The sequence below is a fragment of the Desmospora profundinema genome (genome assembly GCF_031454155.1).
Classification (GTDB): domain Bacteria; phylum Bacillota; class Bacilli; order Thermoactinomycetales; family DSM-45169; genus Desmospora; species Desmospora profundinema.
In genome coordinates this window covers 467,428-473,797 of the sequence record NZ_JAVDQG010000004.1, presented here as the reverse complement: position 1 = coordinate 473,797, position 6,370 = coordinate 467,428, and the positions used below count along the sequence as shown (strand labels likewise).

At 43.8% G+C, this 6,370-nt stretch carries 10 protein-coding genes; 1 reads left to right on the top strand and 9 read right to left on the bottom strand.

All coding sequences use genetic code 11. From position 1 onward, the window contains the following. Positions 1-564: 564 nt before the first annotated feature. The 6 genes from JOE21_RS11305 to JOE21_RS11280 form a co-directional block, all read right to left on the bottom strand. Positions 565-867, bottom strand: a complete 303-nt coding sequence (locus JOE21_RS11305; protein ID WP_309866049.1) for a magnetosome magnetite crystal formation protein family — start codon at positions 865-867, stop codon at positions 565-567. 190 nt (positions 868-1,057) lie between these two features. Further along, positions 1,058-1,354, bottom strand: coding sequence for an HPr family phosphocarrier protein (locus JOE21_RS11300; RefSeq protein WP_309866047.1), 297 nt, complete (start codon positions 1,352-1,354; stop codon positions 1,058-1,060). Between the two features lie 216 nt (positions 1,355-1,570). Further along, positions 1,571-1,789 (bottom strand): hypothetical protein, encoded by a 219-nt coding sequence (locus tag JOE21_RS11295; RefSeq protein ID WP_309866045.1) that lies wholly within the window; start codon positions 1,787-1,789, stop codon positions 1,571-1,573. Continuing rightward, positions 1,771-2,142: an MBL fold metallo-hydrolase RNA specificity domain-containing protein gene (locus JOE21_RS11290; RefSeq protein ID WP_309866042.1), complete on the bottom strand. Its 372-nt coding sequence runs from the start codon at positions 2,140-2,142 to the stop codon at positions 1,771-1,773. The genes JOE21_RS11295 and JOE21_RS11290 overlap by 19 nt, the downstream gene beginning before the upstream one ends. Beyond that, positions 2,142-2,639, bottom strand: coding sequence for a ribonuclease J (locus JOE21_RS11285; protein ID WP_309866039.1), 498 nt, complete (start codon positions 2,637-2,639; stop codon positions 2,142-2,144). Before JOE21_RS11285 ends, JOE21_RS11290 begins: the two co-directional genes overlap by 1 nt. A 97-nt stretch (positions 2,640-2,736) precedes the next feature. Then, entirely contained in the window at positions 2,737-3,306 is a 570-nt protein-coding gene (locus JOE21_RS11280) for a DoxX family protein (RefSeq protein ID WP_309866036.1), read from the bottom strand. 715 nt (positions 3,307-4,021) lie between these two features. On the opposite strand from JOE21_RS11280, the gene JOE21_RS11275 reads away from it, so the two are divergent. Then, entirely contained in the window at positions 4,022-4,501 is a 480-nt protein-coding gene (locus tag JOE21_RS11275; protein ID WP_309866033.1) for a cysteine dioxygenase, read from the top strand. An 82-nt stretch (positions 4,502-4,583) separates the two neighbouring features. Here the strand turns inward: JOE21_RS11275 and JOE21_RS11270 are convergent, their stop codons facing one another. The 3 genes from JOE21_RS11270 to JOE21_RS11260 all read right to left on the bottom strand — a co-directional run bounded on the left by JOE21_RS11270 (position 4,584) and on the right by JOE21_RS11260 (position 6,355). After that, complete coding sequence (locus JOE21_RS11270) at positions 4,584-4,724, bottom strand: hypothetical protein (protein WP_309866031.1); 141 nt, start codon at positions 4,722-4,724, stop codon at positions 4,584-4,586. A 200-nt stretch (positions 4,725-4,924) separates the two neighbouring features. Further along, positions 4,925-5,584 (bottom strand): class I SAM-dependent methyltransferase, encoded by a 660-nt coding sequence (locus tag JOE21_RS11265; RefSeq protein WP_309866028.1) that lies wholly within the window; start codon positions 5,582-5,584, stop codon positions 4,925-4,927. A gap of 348 nt (positions 5,585-5,932) precedes the next feature. Further along, the gene (locus tag JOE21_RS11260) at positions 5,933-6,355 is read right to left on the bottom strand and encodes a hypothetical protein (protein ID WP_309866025.1); all 423 of its coding nucleotides are present in this window, start codon (positions 6,353-6,355) and stop codon (positions 5,933-5,935) included. Positions 6,356-6,370: the final 15 nt, after the last annotated feature.

Sequence of the window (6,370 nt, the reverse complement as noted above, 5' to 3'; positions counted from 1 at the left end):
GTTCGATATGACTCTTATGTACATATGTACAAGGCTTTCTGTTTTGTTGCACTCATCCTCTGGTCTATTAATCGAATTTTGAAATAAGTTCTAATACTTACTGTGAGATTTTAAGGAGCAGGAGATTTTACGCTGTAAGCGATAAGAACAAGCCCAAATTAAATCCTATCCGTGTAACAAAGAAGACGTTGGAACGGTGATATAGAGCGCACCGTCTGTCCGGTAAATTGAGAGGTGTATGATATGGAATGGTTACGATTAGTAATCGGTATATTAGGACTAATATTAGTTTTACAACTCGTACAACTCTTTCGGTTTAATAAAGATTTAAATAAACAAATCACAAATGAATGGCGTTTATCACGTAACTTTAGAGTTAGATGGGATGAAAGATTCTCTAGAATAACTGTAACTATTTTTTTACAATCATTTTATCCATTATTTATCGTTTGCTTTCGTGAACCATCCGTAACATAAAAAAAGCCCACCGAATCGGTGGCTTTTTTAAAACTCGTTACTTAGATTCTTTTTTGATTCAGGTTTGATTCAGGAATCAACAGACGTTTACTTAATGAATGATCCGATAATGGGGTAATCGAACCGACGCTCTTGGAGTGCCCTTATAATCCCGATAATCGGGGCGATCAATCCGATGAGGGCAAAAATAATCAGGAACGGCAATCCGATCAGGATAAAGGAAAAAACATAGGAGATGGATACCAACAACCAGATCACAAAATGAAAAACAAGGGCTTGCAAGGAAAGCCTCTTTAGATCGTCCTCTTTTGCCAGAAGCCAAACAAGCAACGGCACGAGCACAGGAGCAAACCATGTACTCGCATGGATTAAGATTTTTACCACCTTCATGTTCTTCCCCCCTTTACATCAAAGTCCGGCAAGGATCCCTGCTCTCATCCATTATATCCTGAATCAAACATGCGGGTTCCTTCTTTTTCAATACCCGAAAAGCGACAAACACAGCTAATGCATGGCCAACAAACTCAGCCCCCTCAAAAGAGGGGGCTGAGTTTGTCTCTAATCCATGATCCAGGATATCCTACCCGATCTGAGTCCGAGCAATAGGGGTCACACCGGACAGCACCTTTTTAATGGATTTTAATGCTTTATCTGCATCTGTCCCATCCGTATAGAGCCATATATGCTCACCCGATTTTACTGTTGAAAAAAACGACGTTAAGCCCGACAGGCTTTTCCCATCACAAATTTCGTTATTCTTCTGAAAGAGAATGGTGCTTTCATAACGGGAATTAACGGCTACCAGATTGAGCACCTGATTAAAACATCCTGTCAAAAAGTGTTCCGGGAGAGTAATGAACATTTTCCCTTGTTTCATGATACCACCCTCACTTATGTCAGGTTTATTCACATCGATTATCGTTGTAACATGATTTTACCATACAACCGGAGTGAAATAAAGGTTTATGTCAATTTTCCTGACATAAAAATTGATAAGCAAGAGGCATTCCGAGATACAGGCCTTTCAAAAGCCAAAAAACGAGGCGGATCGCCTCGCCCTCTCCTCCCTTCCTGTAGAATTAGAAAGGGATAGCTAGTTTTGGATCAGGTATTGATATTCCTCTTTCGAGAAAAAGCCGTATAGCCTGCTTTTGGCTTCTTCCGGAGTGTAATGCAAGTTGCGGATTCTGCGTTGCCGTTCCTTTTCATCATAAGGAACGTAAATCCATTCGTGGTCCTCCAGATTTAAACGAATCGCCTGGAACTTCGCAACGATAAAGGTGGAAGCGCTGATTAAGTAGGGTTTATCCAAAGACGGCCTCCTTTCTTAAGTAGATTAAACATAAGAAACCGCATGGAATATAAAAGGATTACGCTGGATTTTTTTCGACAGGAACCGATTGAGACGTTGAACCATTTCCGCCCTCCATTGGGCACGATCCACTTCTCCTCGATCACGCTTTCATCCACCACCATTAAATCAGTGGGGACCCATCCCTTCTTCATTCCTCTTCTACGGGTTAAATGAACCTTTTCTCCATTATCCAAAACAAAGATGTTTTCCGGCTTCACTCCCGTTTCTTCGGCCAACTTCGCATGGGTGACGAGCATCCGATATTCGCCGTGGATGGGGATGAAATACTGCGGTTTGGTCAGGCGAAGCATCATCTGTTGATCGTGTTGGCTTCCATGACCGGAAGCATGGATATCCACTTGGGGCCATGGATGACATCGGCTCCCAACCGAAACAACCGATCAATGGTTTTATAGATACGACGAGTATTTCCCGGGATGGGAGCAGGAGACAGGATCACGGTATCCCCTGGCTGAACCTGAACGGAGCGATGGGATTTTGCCGCGATCCGCGACAGTGCCGACCGGGGTTCCCCCTGGCTCCCGGTACATAAAGCCACCACTTTATCGGCTTTGTATCGGTGAATCTCTTTTACATCGATAATCAAATGATCCGGGATTTTCAAATGGCCGAGAGTCTCGCTGATCGCTAACGCCCTTTCCATACTATAGCCCAAAATAGCCAGCTTTCTTCCATAGAGGTGAGCGGCTTCCACGACTTGTTGCAGGCGATAGACGTTTGAAACAAAGGTGGAGAAGAAAATCCGCCCCTTCGCTTTACGAAAGAGCTTTTCAATCGACTTTGCCACCATCTGTTCGGAAGGGGTGGGACCGGTTCGTTCACGATTCGCTATCTATCTGTCGCTTCGTTATCCTCCTGTTGGACCCTGGATGGTTCAACAAACTTCATTGATGCACCGTTGGGAGTCTGATGGATTTCTTCCTTGAGAAGCCCCAATATTGGTCCAGGCTCCATTGATAGATCCGATCCTGGCTCAGAAGGATACCGAACGCAGTGGTATAGAGGACCAGGCTGATCAGATTCATGTTTCCCGAGAGAATAAAGTTGACGTGCATGAACAGGCAGAGCATCACCGACGGAACGATCAGAAAACCGAATATCAGGAATAACCCTAAGATGATTTGGGTGATCGGGATGACATAGTTGAACAATAACAGGTGTTCCAGCACCACGTGCTCGATGAAAAACTTGTAGAATCCCGGCACTTGGGGCAATGTCAGCGCATGTTCCAGATAACTATGAAGAAATTTTCCCGGTTGCGTGAACCATCCCTCCCCCGTCACCTTGGAGACTCCAGCCGACAACCAACCTACCCCGAACAAAATCCGCATAATGGTCACCAAATGTAGCAATACACTCCGGGGCCATTTTTTTGATTCTTCTGGTTTTTTATCCTCGTATATGTTTCGTTCCGATTTCACAAAGCCCGTATGGGTTTGTCGTATCTTTTGCAAGAATCTTCCCTCCGTCCAACAACAAACTTCAGACATTGCCATGTCTGCTTTTCATCCATCCGAGTTCCCATTATGATGGCTTTTCCTTTCTTTCTTCCTTCCTAAGAAGACCTCCAAGTGTTTCCTTATGTCTAATTTCTTTCCTCGCTGCAACTTTATGTCCAAAAAAAAGAGCGGGTTGCGGGGAGAATGTTGGCCGATGGAAAATATGATTTATACGGAAAACAAATTTGCCTTAAGCCAAATTATACGCAAAGCCGGTCTTAAAATAAACTTCTTTTAAAAAGGAAATTTATAGTAATCATGATCCGCCTTGGATGTTTGTTGAAAAACATCATTTTAGGAAATCGAGCAGGGGCTCTCCCCATTTGGATGGGGTGATGGCCCGATGTAGGGGAGTATCCAATGTAGCGTCATCATCGGTCATCGCCAATTGATTCATAAAATGGAGGGTTTGATTTTCCTTGATGGAAGCGGATATTTTAGTTTTTTAAAGCGAAGAAGCAGATAGAGGATATAAGTCTTCCATCTGCATAAGTGTTCATGTATTTTTCACAATTTTTTCCATAGTATACAGGTACTCTTGTTTCCAAAACAGAATACATTGAAGTACAGCCTGCTAGAATGTTGTCGATTACAGAGGCTCAAATATAGAGAACAATCCGACACGATCGGGATGATCCTCTGTATATTTGAACATGTGGAGGGAATTCAAATGGATGTCATGGATGGCTTAAAACGATCGCTTCAAACACAGACACAAGCCGATTGTTCATATCTTAGACGTGTGATTGAACAAATCCATTGTACATTTGAGAAAATCACCCCATATATTACACCCCCTCAGCCGCCGCTCAACTACGGAAGGAATATTATTTTCCGAACCGATTTGTTCGAAGCGATTGTCTTAAATCTTCCCGGGCATACGGAAACACCGATCCATGATCATGGCGAATCCATCGGTTGTGTATATGTGGTTTCCGGAACAGTATTAAACAAAGTGTGTACCATCCCAAGCCATTTACGGGTTCCTGTACTTTCTGAAGAAAAGCGATACCAATCGGGGGAATTTATTCACATCAATCGTGGGCAAATTCATTCGATGCACAACCCGGAACAGGAACGGCTTATTTCTTTCCATATCTATTCGCCACCCCTGAAGGGTACAAATACCTATACCCTTCCGTCATCGTAAATGCTTGGGTCTCGTTTCGCCATCTACACTTTTACATACAGGAACCATCAGAATGGATTTACCCATCGAGTAGAAAACCTGGTTAACCTTTGATCGACTCCAACCATTCTGCATAACATTCCTTGCATAAGAGCTCATTTCGTTCTCCGTCTGTTTCGTAAAAGGTGACAGGGTGAACGTGGCTCACTTGATGTTCACAGTGATAACACGTGTAATCATTCACATGAAAAGCCTCCTTACGATTTGGACGTTCGAGGCTTATCTTTTCCATTTTCCCCGCAAACCATAAACCCAAGAAAACCAGAACCAAAGCCGGCGGTTGGCGGCTTTGGTTCTGGTTTCTCTCCCATCTCATCCCTCTAACTCCGAATCAAGAGATGCCCTCTATCATGGCTCGAATGCTCTATAGAGACTGGACTTTTATCATTTAGTGCACTTTTCGGCTGCTACAAACCACAATTGAAGTTCTTCACTCTCCCCACTGGGGTCATTCTCCGTTTGGGTATGTATCTTTTGTTCTAAGATCCGATAATCGGGTTCCAGTAGTTTTTTCAGCTCATCACCGGTAAAAAAATGCAAGGGTTTGGATTCATGTTTAACAAATGTATTTGGTTCTACTTCAAGGCCGAACCCATAATTATGGGGATCAGAGGTTGAAATGCATGAAAAAGTAAGGATTCCATTATCCTTGAGCCATTCTGTCATCCTCTTTAAAAGGGATTCCCTTTGATCTTTTAAAAAAAGGTGAATGACGTATGACAGATAAACGGCGTCGAATTTTTTTCCTCTAAGAAAATCTATGTCAAAGAGATCACCCTGGAAGAATGGAACATCGACGGATTGTTCGGCAGCCAGCGCTTTCGCGTGTAAAATCGATACATTTGAGAGGTCAAAAGCCGTTACATCAAAACCCTGAAGTGCAAAATACACGGCATTTCGTCCGTAACCGCAACCTGGAACCAGTACATTCTTAACCCCTAAACGTGTAAAATGGGGGAAGGATCGTACAGCGGATGGACAAGGATTATCCCCCCATAACCTTCCTTGAGAATACCGTTTATCCCAATAAGTCTGATTATTCATTTTCTGCCTCCCTTTTACCGGATTATACCGTAAAAAAACGATGTTAGGGGTAAGAGATAACTCCCTTCATCAGGGCGTGTCTGAACAATCTGTAGGGCGAGGTCCCAGGTCGGTAGGCTGTCTTCGTTTCGTTGCAAAAAAGTGCAGGAACGAAGTGACCAGGCGAGACCTGCGCTCTGTGAGTACAAAGGCGAACCAAGGGCCATACCGACCCTCTCTTGTTCTTGCGGAAAATTGAATGACCAGTGGCCCAACCCATACAAAACCTGCGGGACCGTCGGCCCCGCAGGTTTGTTATGTCGGTAGTAGAATTCACTCGACCGAACCAGATCAGCGTCGTTACCTCCATCACTGTTCACTTTCGTAACCATGGTCAAAATCAATTTCATAGATATCCACCCAATTGACATCGGTTGGAATCTGTTTTGTTTCTATGACTTTAGACAGAATTTCATACGCCTGATCACGGGATACATAACAGCAGCTCGGAATTCGCATCGGTTCTCCACCAACCCAGTGCTCCACCACTTCGATCTCGACATTCTCTTTGCATGGCGCCAGATAGTCGGGATGGCGCATGATGAAAAAGCCGTAGGGTTCATCGAAGAAGAAAATCAACCGTTCGTTTAATCCTTCTATTTCTAAAGCCGAATCCCCACCGCCTTGGGCCCAATAATCGGCTTCCCGGTTGAAAACCAGATCTTTGATAAATTCCAATGTTGGATTCTCAACCGAATCGCCTACTGGACCATGGTAAACCAAGTAAGACACACCAACCTCTCCTTT

Bases quoted from the DNA above. Each gene is read 5' to 3' on its own strand.
- JOE21_RS11305 (WP_309866049.1), bottom strand. From the start codon at position 867: ATGAAGGTGGTAAAAATCTTAATCCATGCGAGTACATGGTTTGCTCCT.
- JOE21_RS11300 (WP_309866047.1), bottom strand. From the start codon at position 1,354: ATGAAACAAGGGAAAATGTTCATTACTCTCCCGGAACACTTTTTGACA.
- JOE21_RS11290 (WP_309866042.1), bottom strand. From the start codon at position 2,142: ATGCTTCGCCTGACCAAACCGCAGTATTTCATCCCCATCCACGGCGAA.
- JOE21_RS11275 (WP_309866033.1), top strand. From the start codon at position 4,022: ATGGATGTCATGGATGGCTTAAAACGATCGCTTCAAACACAGACACAA.
- JOE21_RS11265 (WP_309866028.1), bottom strand. From the start codon at position 5,584: ATGAATAATCAGACTTATTGGGATAAACGGTATTCTCAAGGAAGGTTA.